The following is a 20,058-nucleotide window of genomic DNA, read 5'->3' on the forward strand; positions in this document are numbered from 1 at the left end:
GGACGTCACAGCGATATGCGGATATGTTGCAATCGCGGAGGCGCTGCCGCGCCCCTCAGGCGCGCCGGGAATGACTCGAAAGTTGCTCGATCAGTGTCCTGTTAAATGCGGGAAGATCATCCGGCTTGCGGCTCGTGATGAAGTTGCCATCCTCGACAACCTGCTCGTCAACCCACGTGCCGCCAGCATTGCGGATATCGTCCTGCAAACTGGGCCAGCTCGTCATCTTGTGGCCCTTGACGATGCCCGCCGAGATCGGCAACCAGCCACCGTGACAAATCACCGCCACGGGTTTGCTGGCTCCGTCGACAGCACGCACGAATGCCTGTGCTTCCGGAATCACACGGATCGCGTCGCTATTCACCACGCCACCGGGCAACACGACCGCATCGTAGTCGTTGGGACTGACTTTATCGAAGGTGGCGTCCACATCGACTGCTTCGCCTTTGTCCACATGCACGAAGCCCTGAATCTTGCCTGGCTTTGCCGATACTACGTGCACCTCGGCCCCGGCATCCATCAGCGCGCGCTTCGGTTCGAGCAACTCGGCCTGCTCGAAACCGTCGACCGCGAGCACCGCTACCTTACAGCCTGCGAGTGTTTTTGCCATTTCTCCTACTCCTTTGGAAAAGCTACAGAGAATCGCGATGATCGGCGACAAATCCGCTGCCCCTCAGACGGTTCGTCAACCGCAAAGCCGCAACCGCACTATTGCGTGCAGCAGCAACCCCCAAGCCCCGCCGCATGCGCCGTGCCTGGAACATCGTGCCCCAGGCGGGCGCTGATAGAGATTTTCGGCCGGCCAATAGCACTCCGTCGTGTGTCGCGATCCAACGCAGGCACATGGGCTCTGGCGCAGCAAGTGCAATCGCTTCGCTGGCACGCGCGTCGCGCTCATACTAGCGTCGCGCGTCATCGCCACTATCTCGCGCTTCAAAGCATGTCGGTCCTGTCGCCGACCAGCCGGCTGCCGACAGCATCGAGCTTGCTTTGCAGTTCAGCTGCGCGCTTGGTGATTCTGTCGCCGAGCGCGCGGAGATCGCATTTCGACTTGCACAGTTGCGCAAAGAGGTCTTCCTCTTCCTCCTCGACGTGATGCCCGACCAGCTCGCTCAACACCTTGAAGGTCGCGTCGAAGCCCTTTTCGCCGGCTTTCATCGTTTCCAGCTTCGCTACCAGCGTCTTGACGAGGAAGTGCTCGATGTACGCTTCTTCGACGTCCATCCTGCCGCTTTCAGGCAGTGCCTCCTGCGCCGCCGGATAAAGCAGTTCCTCTTCGAGAATGGTGTGAATGGATAGCTCTTCGCACGTACGCTGTGCGAGCGCTGCTTTCGCTTCGAGATCGTCGTCCGCGGCTCTCTCAAAAGCCTTAAACAGTTTTTCGACTGCGCGATGCTGCGCCTCAAGAACGGTCAGCGCATCGTTCGGGGTGGATCTGGTCCCCGTCTGGACATGTTCCTTCGCTTCCATGCTGATCTCCTCGGTTACTCGGTTCGCCGCTAGCGTTGAAGCGGCAACGACCCTCTGGTGAGCAACCATCGTGCCGATTAGCGAACCACCGAACGCGGTCGCCGGTAGTCGGACAACGTTAACGTCACCGTGTCGCGGCGTCGGCGGACCCGGCGGCGCCGTCAGGCATGTCCTGCAATTGCGGGGACGCCGGCCGGCCGCTCCGCTCCCGGTTTACTGACTGGTCGACGCCGGATCGCGGGCCATCCTGGACATCGGCCCCTTCGGCTTCGATCTGCCGGCGCGCCTCCTCCCAGTGCTTTTCGGCGTTGTCGCCCGACGACGGGTCGTTCTCCCAGATCTGATAGGCCCGGGTACGAATGCGTGCTTCGAGATCGTTGTCCATGATGCGGCGCTCCCTGTAAATGGCGTAGCAACGCGCTATCGGTAATGTGCGGCAATGCGAACCGGTATCGACTTTGCGCCTGGCACCTTGCTTTCCTTCGCGTAGTGCCAGAGCGGCAACAGCGGATTGCACTCCGGGTAATAACCCGCAATGCAGCCGCGCGGGATGTCATAGGGGACGATCCGGAGTCCCTCGACGCGGCGGTCGATGCCATCGTCGGCAATGGTCTGCAACGTGACTTCTTCGCCCTCCTGAAGCGAGCGCAACGCCATGTCCGCGCGATTCATCAGAACCACCATGCGTGTTCCCTTGATGCCGCGAAACCGGTCGTCCAGGTTATAGATCGTGGTATTGAACTGGCTGTCCGAGCGCAGCGTCATTAGGCGCAATGCTTGCGGCTCATGCTCCGTCATATCCGGGTCCTCGTCCAGCGACTCCGGCACCATGAATTCCGCCTTGCCGCTTTTTGTCTGCCACTTTCGTTCACGTGCCGGCAGAGGTCTCGGAAAACCGCCGGGGGTCCACATCCGCGCTTCAAAAGTGTGAAAAATTTCCGGATAGGTCTCGGCAATAGCGGCGCGCACTCGACTGTAATCGTCGCGCCACGCGTCCCAGTCCACTGTCGATTTCGTCTCAAGCGTCGCCTTGGCAATGCCGGCGACGATAAACGGTTCCGAGCGCACGTCGGGACTGGCCGGCTCGGTCACACCGTGCGAGCCGTGCATGCGACCAGTACTGTCTTCCATCGAGACGGCCTGCTCGCCACCGGCCTGCCGGTCGATTTCAATGCGGCTCAGACACGGCAGAATGTAGGAGACGGCGCCATGAACGAGGTGGCTCCGGTTGAGCTTGGTAGCGACATTGACCGTGAGGCGCAGTCGACCCCAAGCCGGTTCTGTCTGTAACCGGTCGGGCACCGAACGGACGAGGTTGCCACCGAGGTTGAAGACCGCGGTGACTTCTCCCTTCACCATGGCCTCGAACGCCTCGACGGTGTTCGTCCCTTTTTTGCGAGGCGGTTCGAAGGAGAACTGCTGTGCAAGCTTGTCGAGCGGCGCGAGTTCCGGCTTCTCGGTAATGCCGACCGTGCGTTGGCCTTGCACGTTCGAATGCCCGCGTACCGGAGACGGCCCCGCCCCCGGCTTGCCGATATTGCCGCGCAGCAGCAGGAAATTGCACAGCATGCGCACGTTCTGCACGCCCAACCGGTGCTGCGTCAGACCCATGCCGTAATGGACAATCACCGCGTTCGCTTTCATATATTCGTCAGCGGCACGCTCGATGTCGGCGCGCATCAGTCCACTAACCCGCTCAATGTCCGTCCACTCAGTCTGCCGAACATAGCGCGCGAAGTCTTCAAAGCCATGCGTGTGCTCGCGAATGAAGGCGTCGTCCAGCACGCGCGGGCGTCCACCAGCCATTGCGGCATCGTCCGCGGTGATGACAGCCTTGCAAAGGCCGACGATTGCGGCGGTGTCGCCGCCTGTCCGCAGCTGGTGATATTGCGTGCTGATCTGCGTATGGTCCGGCGAGAGCATCTGCACAGGCGATTGCGGATTGGCGAAGCTGACGAGGCCCGGCTCGCGCAATGGATTGAAGGTGATGATCGGCACGCCGCGCTTGCGGGCGTCCTGCAGCGGGTGAAGCATTCGCGGGCTGTTCGTGCCGACGTTCTGCCCGAAGAAAAACATGAGGTCCGTCTTTTCGAAGTCTTCCAGCATGATCGTGCCCACACCGACCCCAATCGCCTCTTTCAGGCCGACGCTGGTGCTCTCATGGCACATGTTCGAACTGTCCGGCAGATTATTCGTACCATACATGCGTGCAAACAGCTGCAACATGTACGACGTTTCGAGCGATGCGCGCCCTGACGTATAGAACACGACCTGCTCCGGGTCCATCGCATTCAGTTCACGGCCGATCTCGTCGAATGCCTCTTGCCAGCTCACCGGTACGTAGCGGTCCGACACCGGGTCATAGCGTAATGGTCCGCTCAGGCGGCCCGCTTCCTCCAGGTCATGGTCGTGCCACGTCAAAAGCTCGCTGACCGAATGAAGCTGGAAAAAATTGGCAGTCACCCGTTTAGCCGTGGTATCCCACGCTGTCGCCTTTGCGCCGCTCTCGCAAAATTCGAACGTGTGCGGATCAGCAGGTTTCGCCCAGGAGCAACTGACGCACATGAAACCGTCCGGCTTGTTCTGGTGCAGCAGCACTGCGCTGTCTTTCAGCACGACTTTTTCCCGGCTGAGAATCTTTGCGACGGCCCTGAGCGATCCCCAACCGCCCGACGGGTGCGGATACGCTTCATTCAATTTTTCCTTGTCCATGGAACGCTCCTCGCGGCGGTGACGTTGCTAAATGCGAGCAAGCGACGTTCCAACGCGGCAACAAGCCCGGCAGGATTGCGCGGCTCAATGCTCTACCGCACGCAATTTTCGCGCGCGCATTGTGATGGGAGTGGGCGATGGCATCAGCGGTACGCTCGAGCAGGCGGCGAAAGTTGTCGCCCAGGCCATCACATATAACCGGGCGATCCTGAGCAAACGTGAACAAGGCAGGTGTCGGCCACCCTTGTCTGCTGTTCGCCAGAGTGCGTTGAAAGGCGGCCAGCAGGTCTGTCAGCCCGCGCTATTTATGAATTGCGTCGCGCACCCCGGTCACATCGCGCGTCGTGACGGGTGGCGCCGCGTTGCCCCACGTGTTGCGGATAAACGTCAACACATGAGCCATTTCCTCGCTGGTGAGCTGATCCGCGAAGGACGGCATCTTGCGCGAGAGCGGTCCGTTCTCCGTGCGCGGGCTTGCGCCGCCCTCGACCAGCAGACGTACGAGCGATGTGGTCTGCGGCGCAAGCACTGCCGGGTTGCCCGCGAGGCGCGGATACTTCTGCGCGACGCCTAACCCATCCGCCTGATGACACCGCGCGCAATAGCTCTGGAAGATGCCGGCGCCTGGCCGCTCGACATCGCCCGTACGCAGCGCCTGCACGGTTTGCTGCGCCGCGCGCGAATGCATGTCGTAGAGCCCGGCCGCCTCGCGCGGCGGCAAGCTCTTCAGGTACGCGGCGATGGCGGCCAGATCGTCGTCGCTCAGATACTGAGTGCTGTCTTCGACAACCTGAACCATGCTGCCAAACGTGACAAGCCCCCCACCGTGCCCGTTTTTGAGGAACGCTGCGATGTCCTGCGCCTGCACGCGTCCAAGACCCGCACCCGGGTCACCGGTCAGGTTCGGCGCAAACCAGTGATCGTTGGTGCCGCCGGTCAGGTAAAGGTGCGCATCGCCGTCATAGCCACGTTCCTCATACGCCGGACCACGCGGCGTATGGCAGGCACCGCAATGGCCAAGCGCCTGCACGAGGTAGGCGCCACGATTCCACTGCGCATCGCGTCCAGGCTGCCGCACATATTGCCCGCTCGGCACAAACGCCCAGTCCCAGAACATCATCGCCCACCGCTGGCTGAACGGAAAAGGCAGCCGCGTCGGCGGCGCCGGTTGTGCGACCGGTTTGACGCCATGCATGAAATACGCGTACAGCGCGCGCATGTCGTCGTCGTTGATCTTCGCAAAAGACGGGAACGGCATTGCCGGATAGAGCCGCTTGCCGCCAGGCGCAATCCCCTCGCGCAGCGCGCGGGTGAAGTCGTCATAGGTATAGCGGCCGATTCCGTTGACGGGATCCGGTGTAATGTTGGACGAGTAGATTGTGCCGAACGGCGAGGCCATGCCCAAGCCCCCAGCGAAGGAAGCAGGCAGTGTCTCGTGGCCAGGTTGGCCGCCGGTGGGCGCTGCGGTATGGCAGCCCGCACAATCGGCGGCTTTGGCCAGATACGCGCCACGGGTGATCAGTGCGGTGTCCGGCGCGGTTTGCGTGGCGCCGGCAGCCGGCATCTCCGGTTGGCCCGCGCGAAGCGCCGCTGACGCCGCCAGCGCCCCCACGAAAACCGCGACGCAACCCGCCGCCAGCACGCCGTGCAAACGCCAGCTGCCGGACCCGCTATTGAAGCGATCCTGAGGCGTTGGCCGGTCTACGGATTTACGCGCTCTCATCTTCACCACCGGCAAGGTGAGACGATCAGCACGACGATATCGGTGGCGATCAGTGCGAACATGAACAGAGCGCTGCTCATCGCCCCCACCTGTGCGAGGAAGCTATCCAGAAGAACCGGTTCCTCACCCGCATTGCCTGGCATTCCACAACGAATCCGTCTGATGAACCGGACGTTGCGCCATGCGGAGAAGGCACCACAACAGCCCAGCACCAGACAGGCGCCATTGACCGCGAGAATGATGGCATCCAGCCACGGTAACGTCGGGGCCGTAAGCGGACGATTGCGAGGAAAGCAGGTCTGTGCGGCCAACGCCTCGGTGATGCCCATCTGCGCAGCCCATGCGAACGGCGCGGCGAGCATGCCGATCAGTGCGCGCGATCCGGGCAGACGTGGCGGAACTACAGGCGTCGGGGATTGCGCGGGCGACGGTGCGACGGTTCTGGCTGAACTCATGATGCGCCCCGGAACAGATAAGGCGTCAGATACAACGTAGTGAAGATAAACAGCCACACCACGTCAACGAAGTGCCAGTACAAGCCGCCGATCGTCAGCGCTACGCAACGCCGCTCGTCGAAGTAACCCAACGCCGTCCACAATAACAGCAGGAACAGGACGACGACGCCCACGGCGACGTGCACCATGTGAAACCCCGTGATCGTAAAGTAAAGCGAGCTGTACAGCTGCGCGGTCAATCCATAGGGATGGTTATGCCATTCGCGCAACTGGATACCGATGAACGTGATGCCGAGCACCACCGCCACCCCCATCGATGCAACGCCCCAGCGCAGCCGCCGGCGCCGCACGCAGCGCTCGCAAAACCAGACGAAGCCGCTGCTCGATAGCAGGATGCCGGTGTTCAGAATACCGAGGCCAAGCTTGGGCAGCCCCTCTGGTGGCCATTGCTGACCGGTTTGCGAGGCAAGGTACAGATACGAAAAGATCAGATAGCCGAATAACGCACCCTCGGTCACGATCAGCGTGAGGCAGCCCCACCATCCGCCGGAGCGCTCGCCGGCGCTGCCGACCGGCAACGTGTATTCGGGACGCGTCGTGACTTCGCTCATGTCAGTCTCCCGCGTCGGTCACGGTCTGCGGCTCGCGCTGGATCAGCGCGCGTTCGGGCCACAACCACACCACGATGGTTATCGCGCAACCGAGCAACGCCGCGGCCGTAAAGAACTCGGTGCGCAGCGCGAGTCCAGCAAACACCAGCGTCGCGAACAGGCCAAGCCAGAACGGTGCGTACGAGTCGTCGGGCATCTTGAGGATCACATCCGGTCTGCCTTCGAGCGCTGTGGTGCCGAGCGCCTCGCGGCCTTCGCCCAGCAGGAAGCCCTCGTCGAGCGTCGAACGGCGGCGCGGCGCCCCGTCCGCCATGCCGTGTTCCATCCGCCCTTCCCACAACGGATGACGGCTTGCGACAAATGGCACTACCGCGAAGTTATACGGCGGCGGCGGCGACGAAACGGACCATTCGAGCGTCGGCGCATCCCACGGGTTATTGCCTGCGACGGCACCCCGTTTGACGCTGTAAAGCAGATCGGCCAGGAAAATCAGCACCCCGAACGCGAACACGAACGAACCGAGCGAAGTCACCAGATTCACGGTGTTCCAGCCCATGTCGGGCGGATAGGTATAGATGCGCCTCGGCATGCCGAGCAGCCCGGCGATATGCATCGGAAAGAACGCGGCGTTAAAGCCAATGAACATCACCCAGAAGCCGACCTTGCCCAGCCGCTCGCTCATCATCCGGCCGGTGAATTTGGGAAACCAGAAATAGATGCCGCCAATCACCGGAAACACGTTGATGCCAAGCAGCACGTAGTGCAGATGCGCGACTACGAAATACGTATCGGTCAGTTGCCAGTCGAACGGCACGGCGGCCGTCATCACGCCCGACACGCCGCCCACCACGAACAGGAATACGAAGCCGGCAAAGAAGAAGAACGGCGCGCGCATGACCGGCCTGCCTGTCCAGATCGTCGCGATCCACGCGAAGGTTGCCACCGCGCTCGGCACCGCGATTACCATGCTGGCCGCGCCGAAAAACGACAACGCGAGCGCCGGGATGCCGGTCGCGAACATATGGTGGATCCACACGACAAACCCCACCAGCATGGTCGCCACCGTGGAGAGCGCCACCGGCCCGTAGCCGACCAGCGGTCTGCGGCAGAACACCGGCAACGCATCCGAGACGATACCCATCGCCGGCAGCACCACGGCGTATACCCATGGGTGCGCGAAAATCCAGAACAGGTGCTGCCAGAGCAGAGGCCGTCCACCGTTGAGCACGTCGAAGAAGTGCGTGCCCACGCGCCGGTCCAGCCACAGCAGAAAAAACGCCAGGCTGACCGACGGCACCGCCAGCAGATTGGCGCCCGATGCGGTCAGCGTGCCCCACACCAGCACCGGCAGCCGGTCGAGCGCCATGCCTGGCGCGCGCATGCGCAGCAGCGTGACGACGAAGTTGATCGAGCCGACCGTGGTCGAAATACCGAGTAGCACCATGCCCAGCGCGTACACGTCGATGTTGGGTCCGTTGTTGTATTCCAGGCCGGATAGCGGCGCGTAATTGAACCAGCCCGCATTCGGCGCCTCGCCAAGCGGAAAACTCGCGTAGAGAAACAGTCCGGCGAACACGAAAACCCAGTAAGAAAACGCGTTGAGGCGCGCAAACGCCATATCGCGCGCGCCGAGAATCAGTGGCCACAGATAGTTCGAGAAACCGGACAGCACGGGCAGCGCGTACAGGAAAATCATCGTCACGCCGTGCATCGTGAAGAGCTGGTTGTACTGTTCGGGCGTCAGTAGCGTCGCGTTCGGGCGCGCCAGCTGCAGGCGCATCAGCAGCGCTTCAATGCCGCCCACCAGCAGGAACAGAAAGGCGGTCACCAGATAGCGCAGACCGATGGTCTTGTGGTCGACCGTCGAGAACCAACCGCGCCAGCCTGGCCGTGCTTCCCACAATTTCCGCAAGCGCGCTTCTTCCGCACTGCCAGGTTCGACGCGGCCAACGCGCAGCGTGCGCGACAGGCGCAGTGCGTCGGATTGCGTCGGTGATGCAGTGGTATCGGCCATCGGCTGGGCTCCCTGGTCACTGCAGCGTGGACAGATACGCGGACAGCGCAGCGGCATCCGCAGCGCTTAGCGTGATCGATGGCATCAGCGACTCGGGCTTGATCCGCTGCGCATGCAGGATCCAGTCGAGTTGATGCGCGGGCGTATTGGTGAGCGCGCCGGCGGCGAGCAGGCGGCGCGAGTTCAGATGGGTCAGATCGGGGGCCGCGACCCCCAGTGCATCGGTGCCGCGTACTGTGTGACACCCCGCGCAGCGCTCGCCAAAGAGCCGCTGGCCCGCGACTGCAGCGGCGCCGCTCGCCGGTCGCGCGGCCAGCCCCTGAGCGCGGCGCCACGCGTCGAACTCCTGGGCGCTTTGCGCGACCACCTCGAACGCCATGTGCGCATGCTGCGCGCCGCAGAACTGCGAACACTGGCCGCGATAGGTACCGGGCTGGTCGGCCTCGATCCATTGCTCGTTGATCTGACCGGGAATCGTCTGCGTTTTACCAGCCAGTTGCGGCACCCAGAACGCGTGAATCACATCGGCGCTTTGCAATTCGATCCTCACCGGTTCGCCGACTGGAATATGAATTTCGTTGGCGGTTACGAAGTTGCGTGCCGGGTCGGGCGCGTCGCTGTAAGCGACTTTCCACCACCAGTCGTACGCGGTGACGGTGACCGTCAGGTTCGGCGGCCTCGCGGGGGACGCGACCGTTTCGAGGGTCATCAACACATAAACAAGTGTCCCGAGCAGCACGACCGACGATACCCCCGTGCCGACATAGATCCACGCAACCCCGCCGCTATCCGGCTGCACCGTGGCTGGATCGGCGCGCGGCCGCCGACGCACGATGGCGACGCACAACAGCACCGCAACCAGCACCGACACTGCGACCGCCAACGCAGCGAGGATCCAGCCGAGGCGCATGGTGGGCGCCGCGGCAGGACCGGCCGCGTGCAGGAAATAGTTGAGCGGCGCGATACCTGGCGTGGGTTGCGCATCGGCGGGCGTCATGCCAAACGTCACGGCAAGCCACGCGGAGGCCGCACACGCGCACGCGGCGGAGCAACCGCGCAACGCCATCGCGAACCCTGGCCGTATCCGCATTCGTCCCTTCTCCGTAAGTTCCTCGTTTTGCGGCAGGATGCGCTGAAGAATCAGGTCCCGCGTGTGGGCGAGCAGCAAAAAACAGGCCGCACCGCCAACGAGGTCTGCGACCAGCCCCCGCGTACCCAGCATGGCCGTGACACGGCGGCTGGGCATGTCGATTGCTTCGCGTCGATGCGACGTCATCCTTGTGCAAAGGCAACCTCACACTGGAACGAATCCCAATGTCGGATCAAAGTACCTCCTCCCATGACAAACAGGACCGCGAAAATTCCGGGAACCCGCCTGAGCGCGCCTCCGGTGATCAGGGCCGGCAGGACAGTAAGGACAACGGCAGCACTGGGGGCAATGACAAAGGCAAGAACCACAACGGCGAACCATCCGGATCCCACAAGCGCTCCAGCAAGAAACCTCTGATCATCCTCGGCGCGGTCGCCGTCCTGCTGGCGCTCGCCGGGCTGATCTGGTGGTTCGCGACACGCAACCAGCTCAGCACCGACGACGCCTACACGGACGGCAACGCCATCACCATGGCGCCGAAGGTGTCGGGCTACGTGGTTCGGCTTGCGGTTAACGACAACGTCTATGTGCACAAGGGCGACCTGCTGCTTGTCATCGACAAGCGCGACTATCAGGCCCAGGTGGACGCCGCCCGCGCGCAGTTGGGGCTAGCACAGGCCCAGTTGAACGCGGCCCAGGTACAGCTCGATATCGCGCGCGTGCAGTATCCAGCGCAGTATCAGCAGGCAAAGGCGCAGATTTCGTCGGCCCGGGCGAACTTGCAGCAGGCGCAGGCCGCGTACGACCGCCAGCATGCGGTCGACCAGCGCGCCACCTCGCAACAGAACGTCGATACCGCCGACGCGCAGCGGCAAACCGCCAGCGCAAGCGTCGAGCAGGCGCGCGCGCAACTGCAGACCGCCAGCCTCGTGCCGCAGCAGATCCGGCAAGCCGCCGCCGCCGTCGAGGAACGTCGCCAGCAGGTTCAGCAAGCGCAGGCGCAACTCGAGCAGGCCGAACTCAACCTCTCGTATTGCGAAGTACGCTCGCCATCAGACGGCTGGATCACACGCCGCAACGTGCAATACGGCACCTTCCTGCAGGCAGGCGTATCGCTCTTTTCAATCGTGACGCCCCAGGTCTGGATCACGGCCAACTTCAAGGAGTCGCAACTCGAGCGGATGCGTCCGGGCGACAAGGTGAACGTCGAGGTGGATGCGTATCCCAAGCTCAATCTGCACGGTCATATCGATAGCATCCAGCTTGGCAGCGGCTCGCGCTTCTCGGCGTTCCCGGCCGAAAACGCAACCGGTAATTTCGTCAAGATCGTGCAGCGCGTCCCCGTGAAGATCGTGATCGACGACGGCTTGCCGCGCGACAAGCCGCTCCCTCTCGGCCTGTCGGTGACGCCCAAGGTTTACCTCAAATGAGCGCAGAGGACGCAAAAGGCTCGAATCGGCCGCCGCAGGACGGCGGCCAGTCCAGTTGGCGCCCCGCGGGGAATCCGTGGCTGATCGCCATCGTCGTCACGCTCGCCGCGTTCATGGAAGTACTCGACACGACGATCGTCAACGTCGCGCTGCCGCACATTGCCGGCACCATGTCGGCGAGCTACGACGAGGCCACCTGGACGCTCACCTCGTACCTGGTCGCCAACGGTATCGTCTTGCCGATCTCGGGATTTCTCGGGCGCTGGATGGGACGCAAACGCTATTTCCTCGTCTGCATTGTCGCTTTCACGATCTGCTCGTTCCTGTGCGGCGTCGCCACCAATCTCGGACAACTGATCGTATTCCGGCTTCTGCAAGGCTTTTTTGGCGGTGGTCTGCAACCGAACCAGCAGTCGATCATTCTCGACACCTTTCCGCCCGCGCAGCGCGGCCGCGCGTTCTCGATCTCGGCAGTCGCGATCGTCGTCGCCCCCGTGCTGGGACCCACGCTCGGCGGCTGGATCACCGACAACTTCTCGTGGCGTTGGGTGTTTCTGCTCAACGTGCCCGTCGGCGTGCTCACTTCACTCGCGGTGATGCAACTGGTTGAAGATCCACCATGGCGCAAGCGCGAATCCAAAGTGTCGATCGACTATATCGGCATCACGCTGATCGCCATCGGTCTGGGTTGCCTGCAAGTCATGCTCGATCGCGGCGAGGACGACGACTGGTTCTCGTCGCCCTTTATCCGCACATTCGCGGCGCTGGCGGTGCTGGGAATCGCCGGCGCGATCTGCTGGCTGTTGTATGCGAAGAAACCCGTGGTCGATCTGGGTTGCCTGAGAGACCGCAATTTCGCGCTCGGCTGCGTAACGATCGCAGCCTTCGCCGCGGTTCTCTATGGCAGCGCGGTGGTGGTGCCGCAACTCGCGCAGCAGCAACTCGGTTACACGGCGATGCTGGCCGGGCTCGTGCTATCGCCCGGCGCGCTGCTGATCACGATGGAAATTCCGTTGATCAGCCGGCTAATGCCCTATGTGCAAACACGCTTTCTCGTTACCTGCGGATTTCTTCTGCTGAGTTGTGCGCTCGCCTATTCGCATACGCTCGTACCGGATATCGACTACGCCACGCTCGTCAAGATGCGCAGCGCGCAGTCTCTCGCGATTGGCTTCCTGTTCGTCCCGATCACGACACTCGCCTATCTCACCGTGCCGCCACGCCTGAACGACGACGCATCCGCGCTCTTCACGATGTTTCGCAACGTGGCCGGCTCGATCGGTATCTCGCTGTCGACCGCATTGATCCGCGAGCGCACCCAGGCGCGTATGGCGCACCTGTCCGGGCATCTTTCACCCCTCTCGCAGAACTACAACGACACGCAGCAACGTACCGCGCAAACCATCGCGGATATGACCGGCCAGCCCTTCGCGCAAGCGCTGCAAACGGCGTCCGGGCGCCTCTACGAGACCTTCATTTCACAAGCGACAATTCTGGCCTATGTCGACGTGTTCGCGATTCTCGCGGTGTTCTGCTTTCTGTGCATTCCCGTTACGTTCTTCTTCTCTCCGGCCAAAGCAGCCGGCGGTGCGGGAGGCCACTGACATGTCGCATAGGCACCCGGCGCTCATCTTGCGCGTCACGATCCTCACGCTCGCTGGCCTGCTCGGCGCATGCACCGTCGGTCCGGATTTTCATGGGCCGAAGGCCGACGTACCCGCGCGATGGCACGATCCGCAACAGGCCACGGCTGCAGCAAACACAGCGTCAGATGCAACAGCGTCGCGGCCAACCGAGGATTCCGATCCCGATCCACACTGGTGGCGCACCTTCGGCGACCCGACACTCGACGCGCTGATCGAGCGCGCCGCGCAAGGCAACCTCGACCTGCAGGAGGCGGTGCTGCGGATTGTCGAAGCGCGCACCCAGGTGCAAAGCGCCGCTTCCGAGGGGTTGCCGAATCTGCGCGCTACCGGCAGCTACGAGCGCGAGCAGCTCGGTGTCAAAGGTTTCCTCGAATCGCAGGGGGTGTACGACAAGGTCGACCAATTGGGCGCGCCAAACTCGCCAGTCAACCAGATTGCGCCTGGCGCGGGCGCGGCATTGCAAAACGGCGCCAACCATGTTCTCGATCAACTGACGGCGCCCGTCAATCTCTGGCAAGCCGGGTTCGACGCCTCATGGGAGCTCGATCTGTTTGGCCGCGTGCGCCGGTCGGTCGAAGCGGCCAACGCGCAAACGCAGGCCGCCATCGAGAGCCGCAACGACGCGTTGCTGTCGCTCGAAGCGGAGGTCGCGCAGACCTACGTGCAATTACGCGGCGCACAGGCGCAACGGCAGATCGGCGCCAGCCTTGTCGAGCAGCAGCGCGAGATCGTGACCCTCACGCAAAGCCAGGCGCGCGTGGGCCTCGCCAGCGAACTCGACGTGAAAAGTGCGGCCGCGCAGCTCGCGCAAACGCAGGCGCAACTGCCGCAGTTCGACCAGCAGATCGCCCAGACGCTGAACGCGCTGTCGTATCTGCTCGGCGAGCCGCCGGGTTCGCTCGCCGCCGAACTTTCGGCACCCGCCGCCGTGCCACCGGTGCCGCCCGCCGTGCCCGTGGGCCTGCCCGCCACGCTGGCGCGGCGGCGCCCGGACATCCGCCGCGCCGAGGCCAGCCTGCACGCGGCAACGGCCAACGTCGGTGTGGCGGTCGCCCAGTTCTACCCGGACATTTCGCTCACCGGCGAGATCGGCACGCGTGCGACCAACGCGAGCGATCTATCGCGCTGGTCGCATCTGTTTTATTCGTTCGGCCCGAGCATTTCGCTGCCGGTGTTCCAGGGCGGCGCGCTGGTGTCGAACCTGCGTCTGTCGCAGGCGCAGCAGGCTGAAACGGCGCTCGATTACCGCAAGACCGTGCTGATGGCGCTGCGCGATGTCGACAACGCGCTCGCGGTGTACCGTACCGATCAGGACCGTCGTGTCGCACTCGATGCGGATGTCGCCGCGCAGCAAAGCGCCTTCGAGCTGGCGCGCGACAGCTACCGCAAGGGCCTCGTCACGCTCATCAACGTGCTCGATGCCGAGCGGCAACTTGCACAGGCCCGCCAGCAGGACGCACAAGGCACGATGCAAGTCAGTACCGATCTGGTTGCGCTCTACAAGGCGCTTGGCGGCGGCTGGCAGGACACCGCGACCGCAGCCGTGACGCCCCCCGCACCGCAGCGCGGCGATCCAGCGCCGCAGTAGCGCACCAACGCGCGACTCGATGCGCGAGGTGCATGTCGCCGTTTTGGCATACGGGTTGTTCGCGCGCGTTGCCGTCAACCTGGTAAGCGTTGCAAGAGATTGCGAATATTCCACGTAACGTGCGTGGAGAGACAACCCGCGAATCCCGTTGCCGCCGGCGAGGCTGCCAGATCGCCACACGGCCACCGCCTGCCGAGGTCACCGGTTCTCTCTTGGCACGACTTTTGCGCTTCCTTTCATATTGCACATGTCATGGCGGATGGAAGGTGAAAATCATGATCCAACGAACGATCACACTTGTTTCCGCGGGACTGCTCGCCGCGATTTTATCCATGGGTGCGCTCGCTCAAGGGGCGCCTCAGTCCATTACAGAAAAACGGACTGATGTCGTCCAGCTTTCCGCTGGATACCGAGCCTCAAAACTCGAAGGCGCAACCGTCTACAACCGGGAAAAGGACAAGATCGGCACCGTGGACGACCTCGTTGTCGCGCCGAACGACAATAGTGCCTATGCAATCCTGTCCGTGGGCGGCTTTCTAGGGATGGGCAAACATCTGGTAGCAGTGCCGTTCCACGATCTCCAGATCGACCGGCGCCAAGTCATCCTGCCGGACGCAACGAAGAAGTCCGTGGAGGCATTGCCCGAATTCAAATACTCACCGGAATAGGCGCGAGGTCCGCGTTCGCATCCGTGGCAATACCCAAACCGGTCTTTCATGCTTGAACACGTACGTCATCGGAACGCCCGGCCGGAACCCAATGGGCGCCGCGCCGGAACGCCTGCCCTGATACTCGGCGCGCTCGGCGTGGTGTTCGGCGATATCGGCACCAGCCCGATCTATGCGCTTCGGCAAGGCGCACTGGATGCCGGTGCGTCGACTGAACAGATCGTTATGGGGGTGTTGTCAACGATTGTCCGGGCCGTGCTCATCGTCGTCATGCTGAAGTATGTCTGCTACGTGATGCGGGCCGATAACGAAGGAGAAGGCGGCGGCGTCGCATTGAGCGCACTCGTCGAGAGTGGCTACGAGAAAAATGATAAGGCCGCGCCGCGCGCGCTGCTGCCGATCGGGCTGTTCGGCGCCGCGATGTTCTATGGCGATTCGATGGTGACGCCGGCGGTTTCGGTCTTATCGGCAGTTGAAGGCCTGCGGCAGATCAGCATGAAATTCGATTCGTTCGTGGTACCGGTGGCGTTGGCGATACTCGCCGGGCTGTTTGCGTTCCAGCGACGCCGCACGGCCGTAGTCAGCCGCTGGTTCGGGCCGGTGATGAGCGTGTGGTTCATCTGGTTGGCGGCGCTCGGCGTATATCGCGTCGTGCAGCATCCGCAGGTGCTGCGCGCATTGTCGCCGGGCTGGGCGATCGAGCTCGCACTCGCACGCCCCGGCATCGCGTTTGTGATCCTCGGCGCGGTAATTCTCGCGCTGACGGGCGCCGAAGCGCTCTATGCGGACATCGGCCATTTCGGCCGTAAGCCGATCCGCATCGCGTGGCTCGATGTCGTGTTTCCGTCGATCATCATCGGCTATTTCGGACAAGGGGCAACCTTGCTGTTCCAACCCGGCTCATCGCAGCAGCCATCTTCTATGCGGCGTCAAGCTGGGCGCTCATGCCTACTGTCTTGCTGGCGCTGCTCGCCACCATCATCGCGTCGCAGGCGGTTATTTCAGGCGCGTTCTCGATGACAAGCCAGGCCATTGAACTCGACTTCCTGCCGCGCCTGCGGGTCATCGAAACCTCTCATGAACAGCACGGCCAGGTGTATGTTCCGGCGGTCAATGCGATCCTCTTCGCGACGGTCATTTTTCTTGTCGTCGTGTTTCGCAGTTCGGAGCGGCTCACGTCCGCGTATGGCATTGCAGTTGGTTTGACCATGCTGATCACCACGATCCAGATGATCGCACTGTCGCGTACGGTCTGGCGTTGGCCCAAGCCGGCGGTCGCGGCGGTGAGCGTGCCACTGCTGGTCGTCGACGGCATGCTGGTCGCGGCGAATCTGCCCAAGAGTCCCCACGGCGGATGGTTTCCCGTGACCGTGGGCATTGTGCTGTTCGTGCTGATGGGGACGTGGAGGCGCGGCGGTCGAACCGCACGGCGGCACGCGGACGCCGCACAATCGTTGCAGGCGTTCCTGCACGAAGCGCTCGAGGGAGCGCAACCGCCGGCACGTGTGCCCGGCACCGCCGTCTATCCCGGCAATCTGCCGGACCGGACACCCGCGACACTGCGCAGCAACGTGCGCCATAATTGCGTTCTGCATCAGACATCGATCTTTTTTACGGACTTGCCGGAATCGGCCCCGCGGGTCGACGATAAAACGCGCATCGAAACGCGCGACCTGGGACATGGATGTTATGAGGTCGTCACGCGGCACGGTTTCGTCGAGCGGCCGAATCTGCCGCGCTTGCTGGAATCGCTGAATGGTCGTCTTGGCGACTGGCGTTTCGATGCGAAGCACACCACGTTCTTCCTGCCGCGCGATGAAATCATCAGGAACGCGACACACGACGCACCGCGTGGCTGGCGCGAAGCGCTCTTTGCGCAGATGTCGTTTCACTCGACATCGAGCGCGGAATATTACGGGCTGCGCGCAGAGGATGTCGTCGAACTGGGGATACAGGTTGCGCTGTAGCTTGAGAGACGCCAATACGGAGAACCCTGACCATGCAGCTCATGCCACTTGTCCTCACCTGGCAAGACGTCGCGATCCGGCTTGCGGTGGCACTCGCTGCCGGCACCACGATTGGACTGAATCGCGGCGAATCGGGCAAGGCCGCGGGATTGCGCACGACATTGCTGGTTTGCCTCGCCGCGTGCGTCGCGATGCTTCAGGTGAATGTTTTGCTGCCGCAAGCCGGCAAACCAGAGAATTCGTTTGTCGTGCTCGATCTGATGCGTCTGCCGCTTGGCATCCTGTCCGGCGTCGGTTTCATCGGTGCAGGCGCAATTCTGCGCAAGGACGGTCTCATCATGGGTGTGACGACCGCCGCAACGCTGTGGTTCGTCACAGTGATCGGACTGTGCGCAGGAGGTGGCCAGATCGCGCTGGCGGTAACCGGTACCGCACTCGGGCTCATCGTGCTGCAGGTGCTCGGCGTGCTCGAACGCCACTTGCCGCGCAATCATCACGCGTGGTTAACGTTTGAATACGCCGCGACATCGCGCCAGCGCCGCGAAGTGATCGCACGTCTCGAGCAGCAACGTTGCCACGTGGAGTCGAAGGGGTTGCGCATGAACGCGAGCAACGGGCTCCTTGAAGAGCGCGTCGAGATCCGCTGGCGCGCGCCGCTGAAGAGCGACGCGGTTGAACGTGCGATGAGCGCGCTCGTCAGCGCCAGCAGCCATGCCGCGTCATGGTCTGTCGAGGAATGAGCGCGCCCGCATGAAAGCCGCCGTGTCGCGAGCGGTGTATTACGCGCTGGCGTCCAACGTCGCTGTGGCGCTCTGCAAGTATGCAGCGGCTGCCTATACCAATTCCGGTTCGGCGCTGGCAGAGGCGATCCACTCTAGCGCCGACTGCATGAATCAGCTACTACTGCTGATCGGCATCCGCGCGGCCCGCAATCGCGCGGACGAGCAACACCCGCTCGGCTTCGGCCGCGAAACGTATTTCTACGCGCTACTGGTGGCTTTGCAGCTCTTTCTGGTGGGCGGCGTTGCTTCGGCCGCGCTCGGCGTGGTGCGCCTGCTACATCGTACGCCGCTCGAGCATCCGTACGTGGTGGTCATTGTGCTGTGCGTATCGGGCCTGATCGAAGCTGGCGCGCTGAAAGCGTCGATCGGCACGATTGATGAAAGCGGCCGCAAGGCGGGGCTATGGACGTGGTTCCGCGAGACCGGGCAGCCACAGTTGCTGCTCGCGATCGGCGAAGATGCCGCTGCGCTGGCCGGCGTGCTGGCGTCGCTCGTCGCGGTCGTTCTGTCGGTCGTCACCGGCAGCCCGGTATTCGATGCATGCGGCAGCATCGCCGTCGGGCTGATCCTGATGGGCACCGCGGTCTTCTCCGTGCGCGAGATCAAATCGCTGATTGTCGGCGAAGCGGCCCATCATCACGTCAGACAAGCCATGCAGGTGTGGCTTACTCAAAGACCGGACGTCCGGCGCGTGGTGAGTCTGATCGTGCTGAAGTGGGCCGATGATCTGGTGGTGGCGATCCAGGCTGAACTGCAGCCGCACAGCAGCGCCGACGATCTCGTGCGTACCATCAATGAGATCGAAAACGATCTGAAGACTGCGTTTCCGTCGGCACAATGGATATTCTTCGAGCCTGAGTTGCGCGAACACGGCAGTCATCCGATATAGGCGCCCTGGCATCGGCTCGCCGGAATCCTGCTTTGTCCAAAGCATGGAGAGCATGCACTACACAGACGGGTGGCGAGACGCAACGGACTGACTACAACAGGAGGATGCAAGCGAAGTTTCGACGGCGCCGCAACTCTCCTTCGTCCAGTTACCGGACACAACTTTGACGCTTGGTGCGCCACCGCAGCGAAAGCTGTCGTTGACCGTCGAAGACTGGATCTTTTCTGCAACCACACAGGTCACAATTGTCCATTCACACAATACGGGCGCGACGCTTTCGGTTCGATATGGGTTTTAAACTGGCGTCTTCTGCGCCCCCGATCTCGTCGATCCGGCGCGCAGATTGCGTACGGATTGGGTCGTGGCGTGCGACATCGGAATCGCTACTTTTCGGGCACGCTCCGGTCAGTCGCGATGATCTGCCGACCATACGCTACTGCCGCCTCGCGCGCTTCGGCGGGTGTCGCGTAAGGACCGATCTCCGGTGCCCCGTCGAACGGCAACAGGATCTTCCGGCCGGACTTCCTGAGCGCCCTGAGGCCATCCACGTATCGACCGTCGCTCGTGCATTGGGGTTGGCCAGGTGTATGTGTTGCTGCGCTGGGGTTTTTCGCGGCGGCAGCGGGGCTGCATCTGCGCGACAGTTCGCGCGGGTGAGGAGGTTCCGGGAGCGAGTCCGGTTATTCGGCACGCAAAAAAACTGGCCGGTTCGCCCCGGCCAGTTCTGCTTGATCAATCCGATTGCTTGACCCTTGCCCCTTCATGCGGCTATGCCGGCACCGTCTCCGCCTGGGCGGCACGCGACCATACGCGATGCTGCCCGGCCACCTTGATGAAGGTCTTCAGCACCTCGGCAGCCTGCTTGTCGTCGCCGGTTGCGACACCATCGGCATTGGCCGGCAAGTGAGCTGCAGCCAGCACGTCACGCCCCGCGCCGATGGCCGCAATCGCCTTCAGGTGCTTGAACGCTTCGAGCACGAAATGCCGTGCGTCGCCCGATTGCGCCAGCTTCT

17 protein-coding genes and 2 pseudogenes are annotated in these 20,058 nt (G+C 62.8%); 8 read left to right on the plus strand and 11 right to left on the minus strand.

Translation table 11 applies throughout. The features are described from left to right. Positions 1-55 precede the first annotated feature (55 nt). The 9 genes from BM438_RS41720 to coxB form a co-directional block, all read right to left on the minus strand. Positions 56-610 carry a type 1 glutamine amidotransferase domain-containing protein gene (locus tag BM438_RS41720; RefSeq protein ID WP_093646872.1) on the minus strand — a complete coding sequence of 185 codons (555 nt, stop codon included), beginning with the start codon at positions 608-610 and terminating at the stop codon, positions 56-58. Positions 611-933: 323 nt separating this feature from the next. After that, a complete protein-coding gene (locus tag BM438_RS41725) occupies positions 934-1,470 on the minus strand; it encodes a hemerythrin domain-containing protein (RefSeq protein WP_093646875.1) in 537 nt (178 codons plus the stop codon). A gap of 124 nt (positions 1,471-1,594) precedes the next feature. Next, the gene (locus tag BM438_RS41730) at positions 1,595-1,855 is read right to left on the minus strand and encodes a DUF2934 domain-containing protein (protein ID WP_093646877.1); all 261 of its coding nucleotides are present in this window, start codon (positions 1,853-1,855) and stop codon (positions 1,595-1,597) included. Positions 1,856-1,890: 35 nt separating this feature from the next. Continuing rightward, positions 1,891-4,182 (minus strand): FdhF/YdeP family oxidoreductase, encoded by a 2,292-nt coding sequence (locus BM438_RS41735; RefSeq protein ID WP_093646880.1) that lies wholly within the window; start codon positions 4,180-4,182, stop codon positions 1,891-1,893. A gap of 301 nt (positions 4,183-4,483) precedes the next feature. Continuing rightward, positions 4,484-5,746, minus strand: coding sequence for a cytochrome c (locus BM438_RS41740; RefSeq protein WP_093646905.1), 1,263 nt, complete (start codon positions 5,744-5,746; stop codon positions 4,484-4,486). A 161-nt stretch (positions 5,747-5,907) separates the two neighbouring features. Next, on the minus strand, positions 5,908-6,360 hold the full coding sequence (locus BM438_RS41745) for a hypothetical protein (RefSeq protein ID WP_244179585.1): 453 nt from the start codon (positions 6,358-6,360) through the stop codon (positions 5,908-5,910). Beyond that, on the minus strand, positions 6,357-6,971 hold the full coding sequence (locus BM438_RS41750) for a cytochrome c oxidase subunit 3 (protein WP_093646885.1): 615 nt from the start codon (positions 6,969-6,971) through the stop codon (positions 6,357-6,359). Before BM438_RS41750 ends, BM438_RS41745 begins: the two co-directional genes overlap by 4 nt. Before the next feature lies 1 nt (position 6,972). Further along, positions 6,973-8,985, minus strand: a complete 2,013-nt coding sequence (ctaD, locus tag BM438_RS41755) for a cytochrome c oxidase subunit I (protein WP_093646887.1) — start codon at positions 8,983-8,985, stop codon at positions 6,973-6,975. A 16-nt stretch (positions 8,986-9,001) separates the two neighbouring features. Continuing rightward, complete coding sequence (coxB, locus tag BM438_RS41760; protein ID WP_208620772.1) at positions 9,002-10,051, minus strand: cytochrome c oxidase subunit II; 1,050 nt, start codon at positions 10,049-10,051, stop codon at positions 9,002-9,004. A 248-nt stretch (positions 10,052-10,299) separates the two neighbouring features. Between coxB and BM438_RS41765 the strand changes: the two genes are divergently transcribed. The 8 genes and pseudogenes from BM438_RS41765 to BM438_RS41795 all read left to right on the plus strand — a co-directional run bounded on the left by BM438_RS41765 (position 10,300) and on the right by BM438_RS41795 (position 19,045). Then, positions 10,300-11,505, plus strand: a complete 1,206-nt coding sequence (locus BM438_RS41765; RefSeq protein ID WP_093646889.1) for an HlyD family secretion protein — start codon at positions 10,300-10,302, stop codon at positions 11,503-11,505. After that, complete coding sequence (locus BM438_RS41770; RefSeq protein WP_093646891.1) at positions 11,502-13,109, plus strand: DHA2 family efflux MFS transporter permease subunit; 1,608 nt, start codon at positions 11,502-11,504, stop codon at positions 13,107-13,109. Before BM438_RS41765 ends, BM438_RS41770 begins: the two co-directional genes overlap by 4 nt. A 1-nt stretch (position 13,110) precedes the next feature. Beyond that, a complete protein-coding gene (locus BM438_RS41775) occupies positions 13,111-14,739 on the plus strand; it encodes an efflux transporter outer membrane subunit (protein WP_093646893.1) in 1,629 nt (542 codons plus the stop codon). Between the two features lie 275 nt (positions 14,740-15,014). After that, positions 15,015-15,407 carry a PRC-barrel domain-containing protein gene (locus BM438_RS41780; RefSeq protein WP_093646895.1) on the plus strand — a complete coding sequence of 131 codons (393 nt, stop codon included), beginning with the start codon at positions 15,015-15,017 and terminating at the stop codon, positions 15,405-15,407. A gap of 48 nt (positions 15,408-15,455) precedes the next feature. Next, a pseudogene (locus tag BM438_RS41785) lies at positions 15,456-16,813 on the plus strand (KUP/HAK/KT family potassium transporter); the annotation flags it as partial. Further along, positions 16,802-17,374 (plus strand): KUP/HAK/KT family potassium transporter, encoded by a 573-nt coding sequence (locus tag BM438_RS47155; RefSeq protein ID WP_425270766.1) that lies wholly within the window; start codon positions 16,802-16,804, stop codon positions 17,372-17,374. The pseudogene BM438_RS41785 and the gene BM438_RS47155, both read left to right, overlap by 12 nt. A 32-nt stretch (positions 17,375-17,406) precedes the next feature. Next, on the plus strand, positions 17,407-18,114 hold the full coding sequence (locus BM438_RS41790) for an MgtC/SapB family protein (RefSeq protein ID WP_093646898.1): 708 nt from the start codon (positions 17,407-17,409) through the stop codon (positions 18,112-18,114). A 10-nt stretch (positions 18,115-18,124) separates the two neighbouring features. After that, positions 18,125-19,045 carry a cation diffusion facilitator family transporter gene (locus BM438_RS41795; protein ID WP_093646900.1) on the plus strand — a complete coding sequence of 307 codons (921 nt, stop codon included), beginning with the start codon at positions 18,125-18,127 and terminating at the stop codon, positions 19,043-19,045. A gap of 383 nt (positions 19,046-19,428) precedes the next feature. Here BM438_RS41795 and BM438_RS46890 read toward each other — a convergent pair whose 3' ends face one another. Continuing rightward, the gene (locus BM438_RS46890; RefSeq protein ID WP_341865810.1) at positions 19,429-19,689 is read right to left on the minus strand and encodes a DUF6723 family protein; all 261 of its coding nucleotides are present in this window, start codon (positions 19,687-19,689) and stop codon (positions 19,429-19,431) included. A gap of 124 nt (positions 19,690-19,813) precedes the next feature. Then, positions 19,814-20,058: pseudogene (gene katE, locus BM438_RS41805) on the minus strand (catalase HPII); the annotation flags it as partial.

Origin of the sequence: Paraburkholderia aspalathi, from assembly GCF_900116445.1 — a bacterium.
In the GTDB taxonomy this organism is placed as follows: Bacteria; Pseudomonadota; Gammaproteobacteria; order Burkholderiales; family Burkholderiaceae; genus Paraburkholderia; species Paraburkholderia aspalathi.